The organism is Saccharothrix sp. S26, from assembly GCF_021390395.1.
Taxonomy (GTDB): domain Bacteria; phylum Actinomycetota; class Actinomycetes; order Mycobacteriales; family Pseudonocardiaceae; genus Actinosynnema.
Genome location: NZ_JAJUWT010000010.1, coordinates 236,911 through 256,612, shown reverse-complemented (window position 1 = coordinate 256,612; position 19,702 = coordinate 236,911). Strand labels below are relative to the sequence as shown.

Here is a 19,702-nt window from a genome sequence, read left to right as displayed (position 1 = left end):
GCGATGTCGGACGCGCCGCGGGCGGGATCCCCGCTTCAGAACAGCGGCGTGAAGACGCACTCGAAACCGGCTCGCATCCCCGGCCGGTGGGTCGCGACCAGCCAGAACTCGCCGGGCCGCACGACGCCGCCGATGTAGGAGTTGATGTCGCTGCCCGAATCGGCGTAGCCCACGCTGGTGGTGGGCGGGCTCTGGGGCCCGACGAGCAGCCGCACCCGCGCGGTCCGGCCGCCGACGAAGTACACGGCCACGTAGCCGTACGTTTCGGCCTGGTAGACGGTGTCCAGCGCGGCCTGGAAGCGCGGCAGGCCGATGCCCGCCCGCGCCGCCCGACCTTCCAACGACCGCAGCGCGCCGTCGGTCCGCTCCGCCAGCTCGTGCAGCCGCGCGTACCGCTCCCCGTCATCTGCCAGCGCGCCCAGGAGGTTGGTCAGCCGCTCGACGCGGCCCTCCAGCTCCCGCAACCGCGTGTGCAGCGCCTCGTCCTTCGACCCGAACACGTCCTCACCCCTTTTTGACGCAGGACGTTAGGCGCGGCCGGCTCCCCTACCGGTCCCAGGTCCGCCGCGGCGGCGGTGCCCAGGTGGTGGTGAACGCGGCCCACACCAGCGGCGAGCAGGTGAGGTCGCCGGTGTCCTCCCACCGGGTGGCGGCGGCGCGTTGCCAGTCGTTGAGGGCGGTCACCGGGTCGGGCGCGCGGTGGGCGGCGTCCAGGGCGAGCACGGCCGGCGCGAGCACGGGGGTCGGCGGGAAGCCGGGGACCAGTCGGCGCAGCCCTTCGTCGGTCGGCAGCGTCCACCTCGTCGCGGCGACGTGCTCCGCCCCGCCGTGCACCATGGCCGTGACCAGGCCGGACGGTTCGGCGAACCGGAAGTCGCCGCCGCTCTCGCAGGCCACCAGGGCCACGCGGGGCGGCAGGCGCCACGGGCGCACGGGGCCGGGGCGGTGGCCCAGCACGAGGTCGGCGGCGGTCAGGGGGCGGTGCGCGCCGAGCGGGGCGGCCCGACCCGTGGTGGCGGCGGTGCAGGACAGGTGCAGGCAGGCGCCCAGCCCGTGGCCGCCCGTGGTCACGTGGCCGACGTACAGCAGGCGCGCGGCGGTGGCGAGCGCCCGTTCGAGGTGGTCGCGGTCGAGGTCGTCGCGGCGCACGCGGCCCAGCCCGGCCAGTTCCGGCGCGGGCCCCAGGACGGAGCCCAGGGCCGAGTCGTCGGCAAACCCCGGCACCACGGGGTCGAGCACGGCGACGACCGTCCCTTGTGGATCGAACGGGGTGACGCGGCGGGTCGGGGCGTTGGCCACGGTGGCGGGCGGCAGCACGGAGACGGTGGTGTCGTGCACCGCCCGTCGGCCTTCGTCGATCCGCAGCGCCTCCCACGGCACCAGGGCGGTGGAGGGCGAGGGTTGCACGCGCAGGTGCGGCCGGACCCCCTGGGCGAGGAACGAGTTCAGCTCGACGGCCAGCCGGTGCGGGATCAGGGCCCGGGCCAATCTGGTGGCCAGGTCGCGCTCGCGCTCGGGGTCCACGAGCGGGCCGCGGGTGAGCGCGCGGCGCAGGGCCCGGTCGGCGGTCTCCCCCGGCAACGGCGACGGCACCGCTTCGGCCCACTCGTCCAGCGTGGCCGCCACGAGGTCGCGCGGCACGGCGATCACGCGAGGTTCGCCCGGTTCGTGCTCCCACCGCCACGACACGTACAGGTCGCCCGCGTCGACCAGCTTGAGCTGCACGGTCACCACGACGCCACCGCCCGTCCGGAGCGGACCGGGAAGCCGTAGCGCCGCTCGGCGACGTCGATCCAGGCGTCCAGGGCGTTCGGCACGGCGGGGTCGGCCCTGACCCTGGGCGGCGGTTCGAAACCCGTCACCGGGAACGCGGGGTCGGCACCGGTGGCCAGGCCGGCGGCGGCGTAGGGCAGGTGGTCCTCGGCGGGCGGCGGCTCCGGCAGGCCCACCAGCTCGGTGCGGTCGAGGTGGGCGACGCCCTCGGCGTGCAGGGACACCGCGCCCGCGAGGTGGTCGACGTACTCGGCGGCCAGGGTCACGTCCTGCACGGCCCTGATGGCCAGCAACGCCGAGCGGATGGCGGGTGCGCTCGCCAGGGCGACCCAGCGTTCGCGCAGCGGGCCGTGCGGGAACCGGTGCCGCACGGCCTCCGACGCCAGTGCGGCGGGCAGCGCGAGGTCCAGCGCGCGGTGGCCGAGCCGCCGGCGTTCGTCCCCGGTGGCGGTCGCGGCCCGGCGCACCAGGGCGTCCGCGCGCCACCACGCCATGCCCAGGGCGACGTGCCACAGCCCGGCCGCCTCGCACACCCGCGTCGCCTCGGCGTAGCAGGACTCCGCCGCCGCGAAGTCCTGCGCCGCCTCGAACGCCGAGCCGCGGACCTGGTGCAGCGCCAGCGCCTCCAGCGGCGCGTCCAGCAGCGGCAGCGCCCGGTCGGCCAACGCCAGCGCCTCGGCCGGCCGACCGCGCAGGACGGCGACGGCCGCCCGGCCGTGCAGGCACGCCGCCAGTCGGCGCGGGTCGTCGGCCACCAGGGCTTCCGCCTCGCCGTACAGGGCGTCGGCGCGGTCGGGGTCCGAGGCGAGGTACGCCAGGCGCGCGGAGCTGAGCAGGGCGGTCGCCTGGCCGGGCACGTCACCGGTGGCGGCGCTGAACTCGCGGGCCAGGTCCAGGTGGTCGGCGGCCCCGGCGAGGTCACCGGTCGCACTGGTGATCTCGGCCAACGTGAGGTGCACGGACGCGGCCAGCTCCGGTGCGACGGCGTGGGCGAGGTCCACCGCGGCCCGCGCCTCGTCGGCCGCTTCGGCGAACCAGCCGCCGGTGGTCAGCACGCGGGCGCGGGCGGTGCGGATGGTGGCCTCGAACCACTCGCCGCCGTCGGCCCCGGTGACGAGGTCGACGGCCTCGGTCAGGTCGGCCAACGCCTCGGGCAGCCGCGTCTGCGCGTGCCGCGACGCGGCACGGGACACCAGGGCGTTCACGAGGACCGTGGCGGAGCCGTAGGCGTCACCGACGGCGGCCAACGCGGTCCGGGCGGCTTCGACCGCTTCGGTGCTCCACCGCTCGGCGTCACGGGGGTCGTCGGCCACCCCGGCGAGGTTGCCGGTGACACCGGCCAGGCACACCACGGCCTCGACGTCGTCGGGTCCGGCGAGGTCCACGACCTCGCGGTGCGCGGCTTCGAAGGCGGACCTGGCGGCGGCGCGGTCACCGGAGGCCAGGAGCACCGCGCCCTCCGCGTTCAGCTCCACGAACCGACGCCACCGCGGGCCGAGGGGTTGTCGACCCGGGTTGTCGGCCAGCACCCGGTAGGTCTCGGCGCGCTCGTCGTCGCCCGCCGCTTCGGCGAGCAGCGCCAGGTTGGTGTAGAGGTTCTCCAGGTACTCCGGGGCGTGCCGCGCGGCCAGGTCGACCAGGTCGGTCGCGTCGGCCTCCGCTTCGGCGAGGCGACCGGCCGTCATCAGCAGGGCGACGCGGGTGTCGCGCAGCACCACCTGGCGCGGCGGGTCGGCGTCGACCAGGGCCGCCTCGACGTCCTGCCACGCCCGGGTCCGCAGGTCGGCTGCCTGCTGCGGATCGCCGGACAGGTCCACGACGTGCGCCAGGTTCACCAGGACCCGCGGGCGGTCGTGCGGTGGCGCGGCCGCCACGGCCGATTCGAGCGCGGCACGCGCGCCGACCAGGTCACCGGCGGCGGCGAGCCGCACGCCCTCGTCGTTCGACCCCATCCAGTCGCTCACCGCGCCGTCCGCTCGGTGAGGGTCGCGGTCGGCGAAGAGGTCCGGGCGCGGGCGTAGGCGATGATCGCGTCACGGCGGGCCGCGGCATCCGGGTCCGGTGCGGCGGGTTCGGCGAAGCCCGGCGCGTGGACGGTCAGCACGCGGCGGTCCGGCGGCAGCAGCAGCACCGCCGCCGACACCGGCGTGGAGCCGGTGATCCGGCCCGCCTCGTCGACGCCGTCCAGCGTCACGTCGACCTCGCCGAACCGGGCGGCCAACCGCGCGGTCGGCGTCGGTCCGGGCACGACGGAGACCTCCAGCACCGTGCGCCCCTGCCGCCGCACGACGGCCCACGTGGCGGGCGCGGCGGCGTCCACCGCGCCGTGCGGCACCAAGGCCCAGTCCACAGTGGACGAGCCGGACAGGGCGGTGGTACCGGCCAGGGCGGAACCACCGGCGGCCAAGGCGTAGCCGGACCTGACCGGCACCTCGGCCGGCCGCAGGACCACCCCGTAGTCCTCGGCCAGGGCGACGACCCGTTCGGCCAACGCCGTCAACGCGGGCTCGGACGCGTCCGGCTCCACCACCGACGCCAACGCCCGTTCCACCGCGTCGGGATCGTCCAGCAGGTGCTCCACAGTGGACAGCGCCACCGCCAGCTCCGCGTGCAGCACGGCGGGGTCCAGCGCGGGCACACCGGCCGTGACCGACGCGGGCCACCACGCCCCGGCCCAGTTCAGCTGCGCGGCCCGGCGGCACGCGTCGCGGACGTGCCGATCGCCGGGGTCGGTCGCCGCCACCTCCTCGGCGTCACCGAGGATCGCGTCCGCCGCGTCGCCGTAGATTTCCCACAGCCACTCGGCCGCGCGCCCCGGGTCGTGCACGCGGGCGGCGGGCACGGGGTCGTCGGCCAGGACGTCCCACGCCAGCAGCGCGCCGGAGCACTCCAGCAGTGCCACCACCTCGGGTGAGGTGGGCCAGTCGCCGACCACGACATCGGCCGCGCGGGTGACCCTCATGCCACGGCCTCCCGTTCCAGCGCCGACCGCAGCCGGTCGCGCTGGTCCAGGATCACCGACCGCAGCACGCCGTCGAGCACGTCCCACACCTGGTCGGGCGTCACGGGGTCGTGGCGCAGCTCGCGGCCGTGCAGCCGCACCCACAGCCGCCGCAGGTACGCCTCCCGCACCCCGCGCACGTCGGCGCGGACCTCCGGCGGCGCGGCCGACGGCACCCGCAGCACGCGGTGCACGTACGCCTCCCGCTCCCACCGCGACCGCAACCTGGCCGCGGCGGAGCCCGGCTCGCCCGCCGGCGGGCCGACCAGGTCGGCCGACGCGTCCCGGCCCAGGACCACGACCAGCCGGCTCTCCTCGGCGGCGAGCTGCCACGGGCCCGCCGACCGGGCGATCTCGCGCCGCACCAACGTCGGCACGTCCGCCAGGCCCGCCCGCTGGAACGCGTTGGTCAGCGGCGCGAACAGCCGTTGGACGATCGACCGGTCGAACGGCCGCGGCAGGTTCGCCTTCGACGCGTCCCGGCCCAGCTCGGGGCGCACCGGCACGTCACGCGAGGTCAGCCCGTGCGCCAGCGCCACACCGGGCCGGTCGAGGCCGGCCGCGCCCGCGGTGCCGGCGCGGCCCGCGACCAGCGCGTCGAACAACGCGCGGTCCGGTGCGACGGCGCAGGTGGCCAGGAACGCGGAGGTCGCCGGCGGGGTGTGCGGGACGGGCTCGGGCGCGCGGGCGGCCCACGCGGACGCCAGCAGCTCGGTCAGCTCGGTGGCGTTGGCCGGGTCGGTCACGTGGTCGCGCAGCGCGGCGACGGTCGGCCCTTCCCGGCCGTGGACCTCTGCCAGCACGTCGGCGGCGACGTCCGCGGCGTCCGGGCCGGGTTCGCCGTGCGCCGTGGCCAGCTCGAAGCAGCGCTGGAAGTAGAGGTCCTGCGGGTTGCCGTCGGTGATCCAGCGGCGGCGGCGCTCCCTCTTCAGCACCGCGAACCAACTCGCCGTCGCGGCCAGCACGGGGCCCGCGTCGGCGATCCGGGACACCAGCGCGTCGGCGTGCTCGACGGCGATCGCGCCCGCGGCGAACTCGGGGTGCAGCACCGGCCGCAGCACCAGCGGGTCGAGGATCAGCTTCACCGTGCGGGTCAGCGGGCGGCCCGCCGGGTTGCTCAGCGGCGCGACCGCGTCGCCCAGCCCGGCCCACGCCCGCGCGACCAGCGCGCCGCGCGGCAGCGTCGCGGCTCGGGCGGTGGTCACCCGTCCGAGCGTAGTGGAACCCGATCACCGCTGGTGGCGGACTCGCGAACCGGCGTTCCTGGGACCGGTAGGCGAGCCGGGCGGCCGAAGCTCTCCCCCGTCACGACCGAACGGGGGGAACCCATGTACCAGACACCGCCGCAGTACCCGCCGGTGATGCCCTACGAGACCCCGCCGCCACCCCGCCGACGCGTGCTCCCACTGCTGCTGGCGCCGCTCGTGTTGTTCGCGCTGCTGTTCTTCGGCGGCTCCTACGCGATCTCGCCGGAGCCGGACGTGGAGATGCAGCCCGGGTTCGCGTTCGCCGAGGTCGACGGGCGGGACGTGGTGCTCGCGCCCTACGCGCGGCACGGCGTGCGCGGCATGTTCCAGATGATGACGCAGGACCTGTTCCAGGTGCGGCTCGCGGCCACCGACCCGGCCACCGGCGAGGTGCTGTGGGACACGCAGCTGTCCGACCGGTTGATCTGGGAGGCGTCGGTGCTGGCCGCCGGTCGGCGGTACGCCTACCTGGCCACCGACTCCGGGCTGGTCGTCGTCGCGCTGGCGGACGGGTCGGTGATCGCCGAGGGCGCGGGGGTCGAGGGGCTCGGCGACGCGTTCGCGGCGGTGCGGACGGCCTACGCCTACGACCCGGACGGCCACCGGGTGATGGCCATGACCGCCACCGGAGGGGTGGTGGCGATCGGGCTGGACGAGGTGGCGGCCACGCCGGTCGACGCGGCGACGGCCGCCGCCTGGTCCGGCCGGCTGTCGGTGCAGCGCGGACCCGGCGCGCCGACCAGCGCGACCGGCGTCGAGGCCCTGCTGAACTCCGGCGTCGAACGGGTCGCGCTGCGGCAGGCGCCGGACGGCACGCCGGGCAGCGTGCTGGTCCGCGTCACCGCCGACGGCCGCGAGGTCCCGGTGGGCGCGACCGCGTTCCAGGGCGCGCGGCTGGTGGTCGACGGCGTCACCGCGGTCGCCGCCGCCACCGGGCACGTGCTGGTCGAGCACCAGCGCTCGGTGAACGACCAGGGTCTCGCGCTCAGCCTGGTCTCCCTGGCCACCGGGCAGGTCACCGCCACGTTGGCGGTCGACTCACGGGTGGACCGCGCCCTCGTCGGCCCGGACGGCGTCACGGCGCTCGCCGCGGGCGAGCTGCTCGCCGCCGCCCGCGGTGACGGGCAGGTGGTGCCCCTCGGCATCGGCCTCGCCGACTTCTTCGGTTCCCACCGCTGATCACTGGAAGGACGACACACCATGAAGGCACTCCCCTGGCTCGGTCTCACCGTCGGGCTGGGCCTCACCGCGGCGTGGGTCGCGGGCGGCCTCTCGGGCGACGACGTGTCCGCCTGGCTGAACGGCTGGCTGGTCGGCCCCTTCGTCCTCGTGTTCGCCGTGCCCACCCTGTTCTCGACGAGCAGGCTGTTCGCCGGCGGTTTCGCGGCCCTGACCGGCGGCGTGCCCAAGGAGTTCCGCGACGCGCCGATCGGCATGGGCACGGTCGTGGGCGTGGCGCGGACCGGCCTGACCGTCAACGACCAGCCCCAGCTCGACATCCGGTTCCAGGTCGACACCGCGGACGGCCGCACGTTCCCGGCCACCGCGCGGCAGGTCGTCGACATCACCGAGCTGTCCCTCGTGCAGCCGGGCGCGATCCTGCCGGTCCGCTACCTGTCCGACGGCCGCGCGGTGCTCGCCACCGACGCGCCGCCGCACGAGCTCCAAGCCGCCCTCGACCGCGTGCACGTGGCCAAGGGCATCCTGACGCCGCACCAGCTGCGCATCACCGAGGAGGGCGTCGAGACCAGCGCCGTCGTGCTGGACATGGTCCCGACCGGGCAGACCCCCGACGGCCGGACCGCGTTGCGGCTGAGCCTGCGCGTGACCCGCCCGGACGGCACCACGTTCGACGTGACGCAGGAGAAGAAGCTGCCGCCGATGTCGATCCCGCAGGTGCAGCGCGGCATGGTGGTCAAGGCGATGTACCTGCCCGAGGACGAGTCGGACGTCGCGGTCCTCACCAAGCTCCTCCCGTGACGGCGGCGCCGGCGGGCGGACCGGCGTTGACCCGGTCGGCCCAGCCGGCCGGGTCGGGGTGCCCGAACGCGCCCCGGCGGGCAGGGCACAATGGCTCGCTGTGACCACAGCCATTCACCAGAGGATCGCCGACGAGCTCGGGGTGCGGGCCGGGCAGGTCAGCGCCGCCGTCGACCTGCTCGACGGTGGTTCCACCGTTCCCTTCATCGCCCGCTACCGCAAGGAAGCGACCGGCGCGCTCGACGACGCCCAGCTCCGCACGCTGGAGGAACGGCTGGGCTACCTGCGCGAGCTGGAGGAACGCCGGGCGGCTGTGCTCGAGTCCATCCGGTCGCAGGGCAAGCTGGACGAGGCGCTGGAGGCCTCGATCCTGGCCGCCGACTCCAAGGCCCGGCTGGAAGACCTCTACCTGCCGTTCAAGCCGAAGCGCCGGACCAAGGCCCAGATCGCGCGCGAGCAGGGCCTCGAACCGCTCGCCGACGGCTTGCTGGGCGACCCGACGCAGGACCCGCAGGAGGTGGCGAAGGCGTTCGTGACCGAGGAGGTCCCGGACGTCGCCGCCGCGTTGCAGGGCGCGCGGGCGATCCTGGTCGAGCGGTTCGGCGAGGACGGCGACCTCATCGGCGAGCTGCGCGAGCGCATGTGGGCGCAGGGGCGGCTGGCGTCCAAGGTGCGGGAGGGCAAGGAGGAGGACGGGGCGAAGTTCGCCGACTACTTCGACTTCTCCGAGCCGTTCACGAAGCTGCCCTCGCACCGCATCCTGGCGCTGCTGCGCGGCGAGAAGGAAGAGGTGCTCGACCTCCAGTTCGACCCCGCCGACGAGGACGAGCCCACGGGCTACGAGGCGCGCATCGCCTCCCGGTTCGGTGTGGACGACCAGGGCCGGCCCGCCGACCGCTGGCTCGGCGACACGGTCCGCTGGGCCTGGCGCACCCGGATCCTCGTGCACCTGGGCATCGACCTGCGGTCGCGGCTGCGGGCGTTCGCCGAGGACGAGGCCGTGAAGGTGTTCGCGTCGAACCTGCGCGACCTGCTGCTGGCCGCGCCCGCGGGCACCCGGGCCACGATGGGACTGGACCCCGGTTTCCGCACCGGCGTGAAGGTGGCCGTGGTCGACGCGACCGGCAAGGTCGTCGACACCGACGTGATCTACCCGCACGTGCCCGCGAACCGGTGGGACGAGTCGATCGCCAAGCTGGCCGCGCTGGCGAAGAAGCACTCCGTCGAGCTGATCGCCATCGGCAACGGCACCGCCTCGCGCGAGACCGACAAGCTCGCCGTCGACCTGCTCAAGCGGCACCCCGAGCTGAAGCTCACCAAGGCCGTGGTGTCCGAGGCGGGCGCGTCGGTGTACTCGGCGTCGGCGTTCGCGTCGGCCGAGCTGCCCGGGCTGGACGTGTCGCTGCGCGGCGCGGTGTCCATCGCCCGCCGGTTGCAGGACCCGCTGGCCGAGCTGGTGAAGATCGACCCGAAGTCGATCGGCGTCGGCCAGTACCAGCACGACCTGTCCGAGGCGAAGCTGTCGCGGTCGTTGGACGCGGTGGTCGAGGACTGCGTGAACGCCGTCGGCGTGGACCTGAACACGGCGTCCGTGCCGCTGCTGACCCGCGTCTCCGGCATCACCGCGGGCTTGGCCGAGAACATCGTGCTGCACCGCGACACCAACGGGCCGTTCCGCTCCCGGCGGGCGTTGAAGGACGTGGCGCGGCTGGGCCCGAAGGCGTTCGAGCAGTGCGCGGGCTTCCTGCGCATCCCCAACGGTGACGACCCGCTGGACGCCTCCGCCGTGCACCCCGAGGCGTACCCGGTGGTGCGGCGGATGCAGGAGCGCGCGGGCGGCGAGCAGCTGATCGGCAACACGGCCGTGCTCAAGTCGCTGCGGCCGCAGGAGTTCGTGGACGAGAAGTTCGGCCTGCCGACCGTGACCGACATCCTGCGCGAGCTGGAGAAGCCGGGACGCGACCCGCGGCCCGCGTTCAAGACCGCCACGTTCGCCGACGGGGTGGAGAAGATCGCCGACCTCAAGCCGGGCATGGTGCTGGAGGGCGTGGTGACCAACGTGGCCGCGTTCGGCGCGTTCGTGGACATCGGCGTGCACCAGGACGGCCTGGTGCACATCTCGGCGCTGTCCAACACCTACGTCAAGGACCCGCGGGACGTGGTGAAGTCCGGTGACGTGGTGCGGGTGAAGGTGCTGGAGGTCGACATCCCGCGCAAGCGCATCGGGCTGACGCTGCGGTTGGAGGACGAGCCGGGCCGCAAGCCGCCGCGCGAGCAGCCGCGTGGCGGCCAGGGCGGTGGCGGACCGCGTGGTCAGCGCGGCGGTGGCGGCGGCAGGCCGCGTCAGCCGGAGCGGCCGCCCGCGAACGGCGCGATGGCCGAGGCGTTGCGGCGCGCGGGGCTTGGCGGCGGCAAGTAGGGGTACCCGGCGGCCATGAGGGTCGTCGTCACGGGTGCCAGCGGCAACGTGGGGACGGCCCTGCGCCGGGTGCTCGCCGACGCGGGCGACTCGGTGGTCGGCATCGCGCGGCGCATCCCGGCCGGGTCACCTGACTGGGTGAGCTGCGACCTCGGCGCGCCGGCCGCCGAGGTCGTCTTGACCAGGGCGTTCACCGGCGCGGACGCCGTGGTGCACCTGGCGTGGGCCATCCAGCCCGCGCGGGGTGAGCCCGACATGCGGCGGACCAACATCACCGGCAGCGCGCACGTGCTGCGTGCGGCGCGACGTGCCGGGGTGCCGCACGTCGTGGTGGCGTCGTCGGTGGGGGCGTACACGCCCTCCTCCGTGCCGGTGGACGAGGAGTGGCCGTGCGGCGGGGTGCCCGGTAGCGCCTACAGCAAGCAGAAGGCCGAGCTGGAGCGGATGCTGAGCGGCCGGCCCGGCATCGCGGTGGTGCGGCCGTGCGCGGTGGTGCAGCCGGACGCGGGCGGCGAGATCGCCCGGTGGGTGCTGAGCCCCCTGCTGCCCGTCGGGATGGTGGGGCGGCGGTGGCTGCCCATGCCGTTGTGGCGGGGGTTGCGCGCCCAGGTGGTGCACGCCGAGGACGTGGCGCGGGCGATCCGGGTGGTGCTCGCGCACCGCGCGGAGGGCGCGTTCAACGTGGCCGCCGATCCCCCGTTGAGCACGCGTGAGCTGGCCTCGGTGTTCGGCGGGTTCCTGCTGCCCGTGCCGTTCGCGGTGCTGCGCGCGGTGGCCTGGCCGACGTGGCGGCTGGGCGTGCAGCCCCTGCACCCCGGCTGGTTGCGGTTGGCGGATCAGGCGGCACTCATGGACTGCACGCGGATGAGGGCGTTGGGTTGGGAACCGCGGCACCCGCCGCGGGAGGCGTTGGCGGAGTTCGTGGCGGCGATCGCCGAGGGGCGCGGTACGTGGGGGCCGCTCGCGCCGTGCCACGTGGGACGGTGGCGGCGGTTGGGCTTCGGCCGGCCGGCGTATCAGAGCCAGGGAGACGTGCGTTGAGCGATGTCGTGGACGCGGTGGTCATCGGGTCGGGCCCGAACGGGCTGGTGGCGGCGAACCTGCTGGCCGACGCCGGGTGGGACGTGCTCGTGCTGGAGGCCGCCGACGAGCCCGGCGGCGCGGTGCGCACGGCCGAGCTGACCGAACCGGGGTTCCGGCACGACCTGTTCAGCGCGTTCTACCCGCTGGGCGCGGCGTCGCCGGTGATCTCCGGGCTGGGGCTGGAGCGGCACGGGTTGCGGTGGCGGCGCGCGCCGGAGGTGCTGGCGCACGTGCTGCCCGACGACCGGGCCGTGGTGCTGTCGCGGGACGTGGACCGGACGGCGGCGTCGGTGGAGGAGTTCGGCGCGGGTGACGGTGACGCGTGGCGGGCGGAGTTCGCGCAGTGGACGCGGGTCCGGTCGCAGTTGGTCGAGGCGTTGATGCGGCCGTTCCCGCCGGTGCGGGCCGGTGTCGGGCTGCTGGGCGCGTTGGGCGCGGGTGGGGCGCTGCGGCTCGCGCGGTCGTTCGTGCAGTCCGTGCGGGCGTTCGGGGACGAGCGGTTCGCGGGCGAGGGCGCGCCGTTGTTGTTGGCGGGCAACGCGATGCACACCGACCTCGGGCCGGACCAGGCCGGTGGTGCGGCGTTCGGGTGGTTGCTGTCGATGCTCGCGCAGGACGTCGGCTACCCGGTTCCGGAAGGTGGGGCCGGTGCGTTGACCGGGGCCATGGTGCGGCGGCTGGGTGGCGTGGTGCAGTGCGGTCGGCCGGTCGACCGGGTGGTGGTGGCCGGTGGGCGTGCGCTCGGGGTGCGTGACGCGGAGGGCGGGTACGTGCGGGCGCGGAAGGCGGTGCTGGCGGACGTGCCCGCGCCGGCGCTGTACCTCGGGTTGGTGGGTGCGGAGCACCTGCCGTCGCGGTTGGTGGCCGACCTGGCGGCGTTCGAGTGGGACGACGCGACGATCAAGGTGGACTGGGCGTTGGACGGGCCCGTGCCGTGGACGGCCCCGGCGGTGCGCGGTGCGGGGACCGTCCACTTGGGAGGGGACTTCAACGGGTTGGCCATGTCCAGCACGGAGATCGCGTGCGGCCGGGTGCCGCGGACGCCGTTCGTGATCATGGGGCAGATGACGACGACGGACCCGACGCGGTCACCGGCGGGCACGGAGACGGCGTGGGCGTACACGCACGTGCCGCGGGGTGAGCGGTGGTCGGCGGACCGGCTGCGCCGCCGTGCCGACCGGGTCGAGCAGTTGGTCGAGCAGCACGCGCCCGGCTTCCGCGACCTGATCCGCGCCCGCGTGATCCAGGGCCCGGACGACCTGGAGGCCCGCAACCGCAGCCTGGTGGCGGGTTCGATCAACTCGGGCACGGCCGGCATCCACCAGCAGCTGGTGTTCCGCCCGGTCCCGGGCCTGGGCCGGGCCGACACCCCGATCGACCGCCTCTACCTGACCTCCGCGTCGGCCCACCCGGGCGGCGGTGTCCACGGTGCCGCCGGCGCCAACGCCGCCCGTGCCGCCCTGGCCCGCAACGCCCTGGCCGGCGACGCCTACCACCTCCTCCTCCGCACCCTCCACCACTCCCTCTACCCCGAGAGTCCTACGTTCGGAACGCGAGAGTCCTACGTTCAGAACACCCGAGTTGAACGCTCAGGACGCGGTGGCCTGACGTGAGCGTTGAATTCGGGGGTCCTGAACGTAGGACTCTCGGGTGCTGGAGGTAGGACTCTCGGGTCAGGGGTTGCCGCGGCGGGTGGCTTGGTCGGCCAGGCGGCGCAGGGATTCGCGGTTGCGGGGGGTGAGGAAGAGGGCTTGGGCGGCGGTCGGGAGGAGGGAGAGCGGGCCCTTGACGGCCTCCTCGGCCATGGTGATCTCGCAGCCGTCCGAGGTCGGGGCGAGGGTGAAGCGGATGCGGGCGGCTCCCAGCGGCCACATGCGGGCTTCCAGTTCGAGCATCCGGGGTGGGTCGACGTCCAGCACCTTGGTCACGTCCTTCACGGCCAACGGCCACGCGCCGACGCTGTGGTGGATCCGCGTGCCGGTGCCCGGCCAGCCCGCGTCGACCTCGCGGATGTGCGCCGCGCCCACCACCCAGCCCGCGTACGACCAGCCGTCGGCCAGCACCGCGAACACCCGCTCCACCGACGTGGGCACCGCCCAGCGCACCTCGATCATGCGCCTCGGATTCCCCGCGCGGACCGGCGGAAACTACCCGGCGGGGCTACTTCGCCCGGGTGCCCTTGAGCTTGACCAGGTCCGACTCGAACAGGTTGGCGATCACGGCCAGCCCACCGGGTGTCGCCGGGTCGGGCCGCGAGATGTAGGACTGCGTCGCCGACGGTCGCCCCACCAGCGAGAACCGGAGCGTCCCGGTGAGGCTGCCGGTGTCCACCTCGTTGGTGTCCTGGAACGCCCGCAACACGCCGTCACGGGTCAGGTCGCGCTCCCCGCACGCCTTGCGCAGCACCGCCGCGAACGCCACCCCGATCACGTACCCGTGGTCCACCGACCCGGTCGGCTCCAAGTCGGGGAACTCGCGCGTGAACGCCTCCGCCACCGCGCGCGGCCCCGGCAGGTCGGTCGCGAACGGCGCGATCGGCGACACCACCCGCACCCGCTTCACCACGGCCGCCGCCGCGGGCGAGTCGAGGATCAACGGGTCGTAGCCGGCCGCGTTGACCAGGAACGGCACGTCCCAGCCCAGCCGCTCGGCGGTGGCGACGGCGGTCGCGGTCTGCTGCGGCGACGTGCTCAGGAACACCGCCTTCGCCCCGGCCGCACGCAGCTCGCCGACCTGCGCGGCCACGTCCGCGGTCTCCGGCACGGCCTTCGCGACCAGCTCCATGCCCCACTGCTGGGCGGCGAACGTGCTGCCCTCCACCGCGTTGCGGCCGTAGTCGCTGTCGACGTAAACGTGCCCGATCGTGTCACCCTCGCGGATCGCGCCGGACCGCTTCACGTGGTCCAGCCCGTTGATCACGTCGAGGTCGTAGGTGGTGCCGACGACCATCATGTGCGGGTTGCCGAGCAGGCTCGCCGACCAGGACGCGGGCGCGGCGAGGGCGCGGGTCTGCATCAGGTCCGGCTCGATGGCCTCGGTCATCGGCGCGCCGGTGACGTCCATGAACCCGAGCACCTGCGGCTCCAGGTCGAAGTACGCGGTCAACGCGCGGTTCACGTCGTAGCCGTGGTCGGCCTGCTTCAGCTCGACCTTGCGCCCGCAGATGCCGCCGCGCTCGTTCAGCTCGCCCAGGAACAGCTCGTAGCCCTTGATCCGGATGAGCGACGTGGCCGAGAACGGTCCCGTCATGTCGGTGAGCACGCCCAGCGAGATGGTGTCGTCGGTGACGCCGGGACCGGTCTTGACCGGGTCCTCGTCCGGCGCGCCGCAGCCGGCGAGCAGCACGGCGAGCACGGTCGATCCGACGACGAAGTTGCGCACCAACGGGACTCCCACTGCTCACGTTACCGACGGGTAAGGAGTATTGACAGAAGCCACCCGGATCGCCTAATCATGTGACATACCGCACGGTCGGTAACCTTTCCACGGCACTCGAAGTGCTCGTTCGCCGCGATTACCACCCGAACAGCCCCATATCGTTACAGCTAGGCAAGGGGGCTGCTCCGACGGAAGGATTCGGGTTCCAATACCGGGGTCCGCTCGAGCGCTGCTCGGCGGTGGCCTCGCAGCCGTCCGTGGCGCCGGTGGCCGGTGAGGCGGGCGTCGGCAAGAGCAGGCTGGCCGCTGCGCGAGCCGTTCCCGCACGGCGCGGTGCTCGACGCGTTGCGCACCGCGGGCGACTACCTCGGTCGGGTGTCACTGAGTCCCGTGACGGGCGTGCTGAGGCCGTTGGTGCCCGAACTCGCCTGCCCGATGGCCGAACGGCTGGCCGGGCCGTCCGTCACGGGCAGGCGCGTCGCCGAGGCCGCCGCCGTGCTCGGCGTGCCCGCCACCGAACGGCTGCTGGCCGAGGTCGGCGCCGTCGCGCCCGAACAGGCCAGGGCCGCGCCCACCGGCCCCGAGTGGCAACGGCTGCACCTGCGCGCGCTGCGCGCCCTGGACGACGTCACGCCCCGCCCCATTCATGCAGCCGGCCGAACACAGCCGCCGCGCCGGGCTGCGGCCCGACTGGCTGCGGCACGGCGAGGCCGCCGCGGACCGGGCGTTGGAGGTCCGCGACCCGTCCAGGAGATGCTGCCGGTCGCCGGGGAGATCGTCCTGGTGCCGGGGTGCCTGGCCGTGGCGCGGGGCGACCGGGACGCGGCCGAGCGGCACCTGGCCGACTGCGGCGTGCGGTCGGCGGAGAACTCGATCACGCTGGTGGCACTGGAGCGCGGCGACGGCGAGGCGGTGGCCGCGCTGGGCGGACCCGCTGGGCTGAGGGTTGGGCCGGGACGCAGCGAGGACCGACGGGCTGGCCCGCCGATCCTCGCGTCACTGCGTCCGACCGGTACGTGCGACTAGAGGTACGAGCGCTGGCCCCACGGCATCGCCGCGGCGAGCTGGGCCCGCCTGCCGATGTCGAGCTTGCGGTAGATGCGGGTGATGTGGAGCTCGACGGCCCGGGTCGACACCGAGAAGTGCTCGGCGATCTGCCGGTTCGTCATGCCCTCCAACATCATCAGCGCGATCCGGTGCTCGTGCGGCGTCAACGGCTCGCGCGAGCGCGCCTCGGCGCTCTGCCCGTCACGCGGCCGGACCATGCCCGGCACGCGCTCACCTTCCGGCACACCCAGCAGCACGTGCCACTGGCGTATGCGCACCTCCGCGATCGACTGCGATCGCACGTACGGGTCACCGCGCACCAGGTCCCGGGCCGCGGCGTCGTCCGGCACCTGCACGATGAGAAGCACGCCGGAACCGTCGGCCCACGGGCCGGTTCCGACGAGCACACCCTGCTCGGCTAAGGGACGCCAATATTCCCGGTGTGCGAGATGAATGGATCTCCGCACCTGGCGCGCATCACGAAATGTCAACTCAACGGCGAAAGCCACTGGACTGATCCCCATTTCATTCCGCGGCCGACTTTCGCCACATACTCAACTGGGGCGTTTATTCAGTGTCAAGTGAGACACATCACAACAGTGATATGGGAACCCAATGGCCCCTATAGCCGCTTTTCGAACCAGTGCTCCGCATAGCGGTCGTCGTTGAACGCGGGCACCTCACGGTAGCCGTGCCGCGCGTACAGCGCCCGCGCTTCGACCAGGTCAGTACGGGTGTCGAGGCGAATGGCCGCGGCTCCAAATGAGACGGCCCCCTCCTCGACCGCCGCGAGCAGAGCCGCGCCCCCGCCGGTGCCCCGGGCCGCCGGATCGACGAACATCCGCTTCATCTCCGCCGTTTCGCGGTCAACCATGCGGAAGCCGACGCACCCCAGCACCCGACCGTCGCGCCGGCCGACGAAGAACCGGGCCAGGTCGTCGGTCGGGTCGTCGGCGATCGCCTGGTCGACCTCGGCGGGCGTGGCCGGGCGGCCGTAGTAGCGGGCGATGATGTCGGCCAGGTAGGTGCGGATCACGGCCACCGCGGTCGGGCTGTCAACCGGTTCGGGCTGAACGGTCCAGGAACTCATAGGCCGATTTTCGCCCCACTGGGCCATTTGGCCACCTGGTTTTCGGCATTCCGGACGCGTGTAAAGTCCAGGTCCGTGGCAGCGCAACAGGTCCGGCTGGAGCGGGACGCCGTGGGACTGGCCGTGCTCACCGTCGACGCTCCCCCGCTGAACCTCTACACCGCCGAGTTGCAGGACCTGCTGGAGGCGGCGGTCGAGGACCTGGAGCGACGACCCGCGCGGGCGCTGCTCATCCGCTTCGAGGGCAAGGTCGTCAGCGGCGGCGTCGACGTGCGGCTGTTCGCCGAGCAGAAGACGTCCGCGCAGGCCAAGGCCCTGTTCGACCGGATGCTGGAGCTGCCCGACCGGGTGGCCGCGCTGCCGTTCCCGACCGTGTTCGCCGCGCACGGGCTGTGCCTGACGTGGGCGTTCGAGGTGGCGGTGGCGTGCGACATCGTGCTGGCCTGCGAGCGGGCGTCGTTCGGGTTGGTGGAGAAGGTCGTCGGGCTGACCCCGACCATGGGCGGCACGCAGCGGCTGGCCGCGCGGGCGGGCGTGGGGCGGGCCAAGGAATTCGTGATGACCGGCGAGCGCTACGACGCGGCCACGCTGGAGCGCTGGGGCGTGGTCAACCGGGTGCTGCCGGACGAGGGCTTCGACGACGCCGCGCTGGAGTTCACCGTGGCGCTGGCGACCGGGCCCACGTTGGCGCACGCGGCGACCAAGCGGGTGCTGGCGCACTACGAGAGCGGCGGGGTGGCCGAGGCGAACGAACACGTCACCGCGATCGCGGCCGAGCTGTTCGACAGCGAGGACCTGCGTGGCGCGGTGCGGTCGTTCCTGGCCGACGGCCCGGGCCGGGCGGTGTTCAGCGGTCGCTGACCCGGCGCAACTCCGCCCACCTGGCGCTCTGCCGGTCCCAGATCCGCTGGTACTCGGCGAACAGCTCGTTCACCGCGGAACCGGGAGAGCGACTCCCCCATCAGCACCCGCAGGGGCCGCCAGGCGAAGTACGGCCGCAGCACGGCGAACACCGTGGTCAACGCGACCAGCGGGAACGCGAGCCCGGTCGGAGAAGGCTGCTCGGGCTCGTCCACGGCCGGCACCTCTATCGGGGGTCGTAAGCGGCGGAGCCGTACCAGGCCAGGGCCGAGCGCAGTTCGACCACGTCGCGGTCGCGGCGCTTGCGGTAGCGCTCGTGCGAGATCGGGTAGACGCGCAGGCCGCCCTTGTGCTGGGTGAAGCTGCCACGTCCCAGGGTGGCCGGCGTCCTGGCTGCCGGGACCAGCCAGACCATGAGCCACGGGCGGGCGTGGTGCGCCTCGACCTTGACGCGGGCGATGGCGTACCACGGGAGGCGGCGGGACTCCGTTCCGTTGGACAGCGTGATGCCGTCGGGGCCCACGTCGAGGGTGAGCGGCGAGCGGGCGGCGCCGACCAGCAGGCGGACACCGGCCACCGCGAACGCCAGGAACGCGAGGAACGCGGCCAGCCGCACCGCGCCGGGCGCGCCGGCGGCCGGGTCGGCGATGGAGGCCGTGACGACGGCGGCCAGCACGTTCGCCCCGGCCCAGCTCAGGCCCACCATGCGGGAGGTCTTGAACCGGACGCCGGTGGGCCGGACCTCCTTGCGCTCGGGCTCGATGCGGACGGGCGCGGCCTTGGGTGACGGCGTGCGGGTCGGCACGGGTGCGGGTGTGGGTGCGACGAGGGTCGGCGGTTTGGGCGGCGGGTCGTCCACCAGCACCCGCGTCGGCGGCTTGGCGGGCAGGTTGCCCAGCTCGGTGTGCCGTTGCTCGACCATGGTGCGCACCCGTTCGGGCAGCCAGGACGGCTCGGCGGACGGCGGGCCGATCGCCTCCAGCAGCCGGGCGGGCGTCGGCCGGTTCGCCGGTTCGCGCACCAGGCACGGCACGATCAGCGGCACCAGGCCCGGCGGCACGCGGGTCAGGTCCGGCTCCTGGTGGACCACGCGGTAGACCAGCGCGGACGTCGCGCCCTCGCCGAACGGCCCACCGCCCGTGGCGGCGTAGACCAGCACCGAGCCGAGCGCGAACACGTCGCTCTGGGTGGTGATCTGGTGGCCGACGACCTGTTCGGGCGACAGGTAACCGGGGGTGCCGAACACGATGCCCGCTTCGGTGAGCGCGGAGTGCTCCAGCGCGCGGGCGATGCCGAAGTCGATCACGCGGGGGCCGTCGTCGGCCAGCAGCACGTTGGACGGCTTGAGGTCGCGGTGCACCAGGCCCGCGCCGTGGATCGCGACCAGCGCCTCGGCCAGGCCGCCGGCGAGGCGGCGCACGGCGCGTTCGGGCAGCGGGCCGTGGTCCTGGACGGCCTGCTGGAGGCTCGGGCCGGGGATGTACTCGGTGGCCATCCACGGCCGGTCGGCGTCGGGGTCGGCGTCCACGACGGTGGCGGTCCAAAAGCCGCCGACCGCGCGGGCCATCTCGACCTCGCGGCGGAAGCGCTCGCGGAACTGCGGGTTGTCGGCCAGCTCGGCGCGCGCGACCTTGACCGCGATCGGCCGCCCGCCGCGTGACCGCGCCAGGTAGACCGACCCCATCGCGCCGCGGCCGAGTGCGGCGAGCAGCGTGTAGTCGCCGATCCGCGACGGGGCGTTCGGGGGCAGTGGCTGCACGACACCCACACTAGATGTGCGGGCCACCCCGCTTGGCCAGGACGGGCAGGTTCGCGGTGCACCC

General features: G+C 74.3%; 17 protein-coding genes. 7 read left to right on the top strand and 10 right to left on the bottom strand.

What is annotated here, in order from left to right:
- Positions 1 to 35: 35 nt before the first annotated feature.
- The 5 genes from LZG04_RS18310 to LZG04_RS18290 are packed head-to-tail and all read right to left on the bottom strand — an operon-like array spanning position 36 to position 5,979.
- The gene (locus LZG04_RS18310) at positions 36 to 500 is read right to left on the bottom strand and encodes a hypothetical protein (RefSeq protein ID WP_233818556.1); all 465 of its coding nucleotides are present in this window, start codon (positions 498 to 500) and stop codon (positions 36 to 38) included.
- 46 nt (positions 501 to 546) lie between these two features.
- Positions 547 to 1,734, bottom strand: a complete 1,188-nt coding sequence (locus tag LZG04_RS18305) for a CHAT domain-containing protein (RefSeq protein ID WP_233818554.1) — start codon at positions 1,732 to 1,734, stop codon at positions 547 to 549.
- Positions 1,728 to 3,737: a hypothetical protein gene (locus LZG04_RS18300; protein ID WP_233818552.1), complete on the bottom strand. Its 2,010-nt coding sequence runs from the start codon at positions 3,735 to 3,737 to the stop codon at positions 1,728 to 1,730. The genes LZG04_RS18305 and LZG04_RS18300 overlap by 7 nt, the downstream gene beginning before the upstream one ends.
- A complete protein-coding gene (locus LZG04_RS18295; protein ID WP_233818550.1) occupies positions 3,734 to 4,735 on the bottom strand; it encodes a hypothetical protein in 1,002 nt (333 codons plus the stop codon). Before LZG04_RS18295 ends, LZG04_RS18300 begins: the two co-directional genes overlap by 4 nt.
- Positions 4,732 to 5,979 carry a hypothetical protein gene (locus LZG04_RS18290; protein ID WP_233818548.1) on the bottom strand — a complete coding sequence of 416 codons (1,248 nt, stop codon included), beginning with the start codon at positions 5,977 to 5,979 and terminating at the stop codon, positions 4,732 to 4,734. Before LZG04_RS18290 ends, LZG04_RS18295 begins: the two co-directional genes overlap by 4 nt.
- A 123-nt stretch (positions 5,980 to 6,102) precedes the next feature.
- Here LZG04_RS18290 and LZG04_RS18285 point away from each other — a divergent pair, with 123 nt between their 5' ends.
- The 5 genes from LZG04_RS18285 to LZG04_RS18265 all read left to right on the top strand — a co-directional run bounded on the left by LZG04_RS18285 (position 6,103) and on the right by LZG04_RS18265 (position 13,116).
- The gene (locus LZG04_RS18285) at positions 6,103 to 7,200 is read left to right on the top strand and encodes a PA2928 family protein (protein ID WP_233818546.1); all 1,098 of its coding nucleotides are present in this window, start codon (positions 6,103 to 6,105) and stop codon (positions 7,198 to 7,200) included.
- A 21-nt stretch (positions 7,201 to 7,221) separates the two neighbouring features.
- Positions 7,222 to 8,001 (top strand): hypothetical protein, encoded by a 780-nt coding sequence (locus LZG04_RS18280; protein ID WP_233818544.1) that lies wholly within the window; start codon positions 7,222 to 7,224, stop codon positions 7,999 to 8,001.
- A 100-nt stretch (positions 8,002 to 8,101) separates the two neighbouring features.
- Complete coding sequence (locus tag LZG04_RS18275; protein WP_233818542.1) at positions 8,102 to 10,420, top strand: Tex family protein; 2,319 nt, start codon at positions 8,102 to 8,104, stop codon at positions 10,418 to 10,420.
- Positions 10,421 to 10,435: 15 nt separating this feature from the next.
- Complete coding sequence (locus LZG04_RS18270) at positions 10,436 to 11,461, top strand: NAD-dependent epimerase/dehydratase family protein (RefSeq protein WP_233818540.1); 1,026 nt, start codon at positions 10,436 to 10,438, stop codon at positions 11,459 to 11,461.
- Positions 11,458 to 13,116 carry an NAD(P)/FAD-dependent oxidoreductase gene (locus LZG04_RS18265; RefSeq protein ID WP_233818538.1) on the top strand — a complete coding sequence of 553 codons (1,659 nt, stop codon included), beginning with the start codon at positions 11,458 to 11,460 and terminating at the stop codon, positions 13,114 to 13,116. Before LZG04_RS18270 ends, LZG04_RS18265 begins: the two co-directional genes overlap by 4 nt.
- Before the next feature lie 60 nt (positions 13,117 to 13,176).
- Here LZG04_RS18265 and LZG04_RS18260 read toward each other — a convergent pair whose 3' ends face one another.
- Both LZG04_RS18260 and LZG04_RS18255 read right to left on the bottom strand, forming a co-directional pair.
- Positions 13,177 to 13,617 (bottom strand): SRPBCC family protein, encoded by a 441-nt coding sequence (locus LZG04_RS18260; protein ID WP_233818536.1) that lies wholly within the window; start codon positions 13,615 to 13,617, stop codon positions 13,177 to 13,179.
- 46 nt (positions 13,618 to 13,663) lie between these two features.
- Positions 13,664 to 14,884, bottom strand: coding sequence for an ABC transporter substrate-binding protein (locus LZG04_RS18255; protein WP_233818534.1), 1,221 nt, complete (start codon positions 14,882 to 14,884; stop codon positions 13,664 to 13,666).
- A gap of 270 nt (positions 14,885 to 15,154) precedes the next feature.
- Here LZG04_RS18255 and LZG04_RS18250 point away from each other — a divergent pair, with 270 nt between their 5' ends.
- A complete protein-coding gene (locus LZG04_RS18250; protein ID WP_233818689.1) occupies positions 15,155 to 15,907 on the top strand; it encodes a hypothetical protein in 753 nt (250 codons plus the stop codon).
- On the opposite strand, the gene LZG04_RS18245 is transcribed toward LZG04_RS18250, so the two are convergent.
- A complete protein-coding gene (locus tag LZG04_RS18245) occupies positions 15,904 to 16,452 on the bottom strand; it encodes a LuxR C-terminal-related transcriptional regulator (RefSeq protein WP_233818532.1) in 549 nt (182 codons plus the stop codon). The two genes, LZG04_RS18250 and LZG04_RS18245, sit on opposite strands and share 4 nt — an antisense overlap.
- Before the next feature lie 98 nt (positions 16,453 to 16,550).
- Positions 16,551 to 17,045 carry a GNAT family N-acetyltransferase gene (locus LZG04_RS18240; RefSeq protein WP_233818530.1) on the bottom strand — a complete coding sequence of 165 codons (495 nt, stop codon included), beginning with the start codon at positions 17,043 to 17,045 and terminating at the stop codon, positions 16,551 to 16,553.
- A gap of 48 nt (positions 17,046 to 17,093) precedes the next feature.
- Here LZG04_RS18240 and LZG04_RS18235 point away from each other — a divergent pair, with 48 nt between their 5' ends.
- Positions 17,094 to 17,879 carry an enoyl-CoA hydratase/isomerase family protein gene (locus tag LZG04_RS18235; RefSeq protein WP_233818528.1) on the top strand — a complete coding sequence of 262 codons (786 nt, stop codon included), beginning with the start codon at positions 17,094 to 17,096 and terminating at the stop codon, positions 17,877 to 17,879.
- 226 nt (positions 17,880 to 18,105) lie between these two features.
- Here LZG04_RS18235 and LZG04_RS18230 read toward each other — a convergent pair whose 3' ends face one another.
- Complete coding sequence (locus LZG04_RS18230; protein ID WP_233818526.1) at positions 18,106 to 19,638, bottom strand: serine/threonine-protein kinase; 1,533 nt, start codon at positions 19,636 to 19,638, stop codon at positions 18,106 to 18,108.
- Positions 19,639 to 19,702 lie beyond the last annotated feature (64 nt).